General features: G+C 49.1%; 2 protein-coding genes. One reads left to right on the top strand and one right to left on the bottom strand.

Annotated features, from left to right (window positions below; all coding sequences use genetic code 11):
- Window positions 1-223: 223 nt before the first annotated feature.
- Window positions 224-925 (bottom strand): ComF family protein, encoded by a 702-nt coding sequence (locus WBA89_RS19830; protein ID WP_424408906.1) that lies wholly within the window; start codon window positions 923-925, stop codon window positions 224-226.
- A 73-nt stretch (window positions 926-998) separates the two neighbouring features.
- On the opposite strand from WBA89_RS19830, the gene WBA89_RS19835 reads away from it, so the two are divergent.
- Window positions 999-3,244: putative PEP-binding protein (locus WBA89_RS19835; RefSeq protein WP_424408907.1), on the top strand; the 2,246-nt coding region annotated here is incomplete at its 3' end.

Below are 3,244 nucleotides of genomic sequence, written 5' to 3' on the forward strand. Positions count from 1 at the left end.
GGGAGCAAGATTATTCTTGTTTCTCCCCTTAATAAGGGGGGTAAATTTGACTTTTGCAAGAGGTCTAATCCTAAATCCTCTCTTTTCTCTTCTCTTTCTTCGCGCCGCTTCGCTGACGCGCCGCTTCGCGCACTTCGCGTCTTCGCGGTTCGTTTTTCCAAAAAAAACGTGATAAATTCTCGGCATCTGAATGCAATTTCGATGCCGATAACCTGTTGAAAGTTCAACGTAAAACAGGTGGCATACTGCTCTTATTCGGAGTTGCCATAGCCACAGTTCCGTAAACCGAAATTCCCGACTCTCGCAATATTTTAATAGCCGATTTAACCGTAGTGCCGCTAGTATAAATATCATCAACTAACAGCACTCGATCGCGCGGGCGGCGGCGGCGAAAATCTTTCCCCAAAATCAAAGCATCTTTCATTTCAGCTTTTCGCTGCTCTGCTGTCAGAGCGAATAAAGGCTGAGTATTTTTCACCCGCTCCAAACCGTGGCGCTGCAAAGGCAAACCAGTCAGCTCGCAAAAACTTTCAGCCAAAAGTTCCGCCTGGTTAAAACCGCGTTCCTTGACCTTTTCTTTGTACATGGGAATTGGTACAACTGTTAAATTGTCAATAGCTAATTCGGGAAAACTCAGCCAAGCTTCGGCCAGCCAGCCGCCGAGAGGTTTGGCTAATTGGGGATTTCCCTCATATTTCAAAGCTGCGATCGCCCGTTTCAGAGTCCCGCCGTACTCGCCCCACACAAAAACCCGCTCCCGATCGTCCCAAAATCGAGCCGGATCGGCTAACTGACATTGCTGAAGTTGTTTGTGACAGTACGGACAAAACTCCCCGGCGGCAGGTCGCTGACAAAGAGGACAGTTAGACTTAAGAAATAGATTAAGTAAAGATTTGACTAATCCCGTCCATTTTCGGTTGTTCATCCTAAAATTGTGGTAATTGATTAATGGGAAAAACTATCAAAATTCAATCTGTTTCTAAGGACAGGCTCTCGGCGTGACAAACCTCTACCGGCTAGACAAAATTCAACCTTCAGACCGAGATGCAGTGGGAGAAAAAGCATTTTACTTGAGCTGTTTGCTCGCCCAAAATCATCCAGTTCTACCGGGTTTTGTCGTGCCGGCTCAAACATTTTGGCAGTTTGTAGAGTCGATCGACTGGCTAGAACCGCTGTTGGCTGACTGGCCGCACTCTTCCCTGCACTTGAACGTCGATGAACCCAGACAACTGCAATCGATCGCCCGCAGCATCCGCCGCCAAATCCTCGCCGCCAAACTGCCAGATTCACTGCTCTCTAGCCTAGAGTCTGCTGTCGCTGAGCTCAACTCAAACTCCGAAACCTTAATTTTTCGACCTTCCCTAACTTCTTGGAACCCGAAAACAGCCGGAATCCTTTACTCTCACGCAGTACCGGCACAAGCAGAAGCAATTGGCACCGGACTCAAGCGAGCTTGGGCAGAACTGTTCAGAGCCCGAAGTCTATTTTACTGGCAGCGGTGCGGCCTGGGGATACAGCAAATCAATCCCGCAGTTTTGGTGCAGCCCATCGAGGGAGCGATCGCCGCGGGCGAGGTAAAAACGGAGGCCGGTGCAGCATGGGAAATCCAAGCCACCTGCGGTTTGGGAATGTCCCTCGCTACAGGCGCAAGCATTCCCGATTACTATCAAGTACACCCGGCAACAGGCGCGGTTAAATTCCAGCGGCTGGGTTACAAAACATTAGCGTACAATCTCAAAGCGGGCGATTCAGAACAGAAAGAACAACTGCAAATCGGCAATTTTGCTGCTTTGCCAATTCCCAATTCTGCATTTCAAAATTTTGATTTTGCTGACAGTTGCCTGGAAGTTTTGGCGCTGGCAGAGGCAGCACAAAGTGAATATGTTTTAGAGGAATCGCAACTGCAAAAACTGATTGAATTGACCCAAAAAGTTGTTGCAGAATTTGACTCTGATTTAATCTTGGATTGGACGATGAACCGGGCAGAAAACAGCGGCGAACCGCAGTTTTATTTCAATCGAGTTCGTGTGGTGAAAAGGGAAAAAGCGGCGCAGACACCGATCGAGCCGATCGCCCCGGCGAGAACTCCGGCGATACTCAGAGGTTTGGCCGCCGCTTCAGGAAAAGCCGAAGCAATTGCCCAAGTCATCACTAATTCCCACGCAGAAAACGCCCAATTCTTGGCTGGAGGCATTTTGGTCGCCCGGACAATCGAGCCGCACTGGCTGCCTTGGCTGAAAGTTGCTGCGGGGGTAGTTGCCGAAGAAGGAGGCATGACAGGGCACGGCGCGATTTTAGCTAGAGAGTTGGGGATTCCTGCCGTTGTGGGAGTTGCAGGGGCGACTCGGACGATCGCCTCGGGGGATTCGGTGCTGGTAGATGGCGATAGCGGAGAAGTTTTTGCCACCGCCCAACATCCGGCGATCGGCACAGCAGAAAGCAGCCGGCTTGAGGAAACGGTCAACAATCCAGATAAATACAGTACAGCGGCAAAAATGTCAATAGCCAATCACCAATTTTCTGCATCGGAGCGATCGTCCAATCCCGGCCTTAAATCTCGACTGGTACAATCTCCCGAATCAGTTTGGGGCGCGCCAACGGCGACTCAACTGCTAGTTAATGTCAGCCAAACAAGTTCGATCGAGCGCCTGAAAAATCTACCAATAGACGGCATCGGATTGCTGCGATCGGAATTGATGGCATTGGAAGCTTTGGACTGTCAAAACCCCAAAATTTTGCTGCAAAACGGCCGCAAATCGGAATTTGTCGATCGCATGGCCGATTGTCTCAGTTTATTTGCTGCGGCCGTTTCGCCGCGGCCGATATTTTATCGCTCTCTCGATTTGCGCGAATCGGGAGCCATCGGCAGTTTTAGTTATACCTTTGAACCCGAGTTATTTGATTGGGAACTGTGCGTACTTCAAAAAGTCTGGGAGTCAGGTCATACAAATATCAATTTAATTTTGCCTTTCGTGCGCTCTGTTGACGAATTTGTTTACTGCCGCGAGCGATTAGAAAAAAATTGGAAAAACCGACCGAACGAATTTGAAATATGGATTATGGCGGAAGTTCCTTCGGTATTATTTTTATTGCCAGATTATGTAAAAGCCGGAGTTCAAGGAATTTCCATCGGCAGCAACGATTTAACTCAATTTCTGTTAGGAATTCACCGCAACTCCGAACAGGTAGCAGGTGGTTTCAGCGGGCGCGATCGAGCAGTAATGAGGGCGATCGAACAATTAAT

The sequence above is a fragment of the Microcoleus sp. genome (assembly GCF_049646505.1).
In the GTDB taxonomy this organism is placed as follows: domain Bacteria; phylum Cyanobacteriota; class Cyanobacteriia; order Cyanobacteriales; family Microcoleaceae; genus Microcoleus.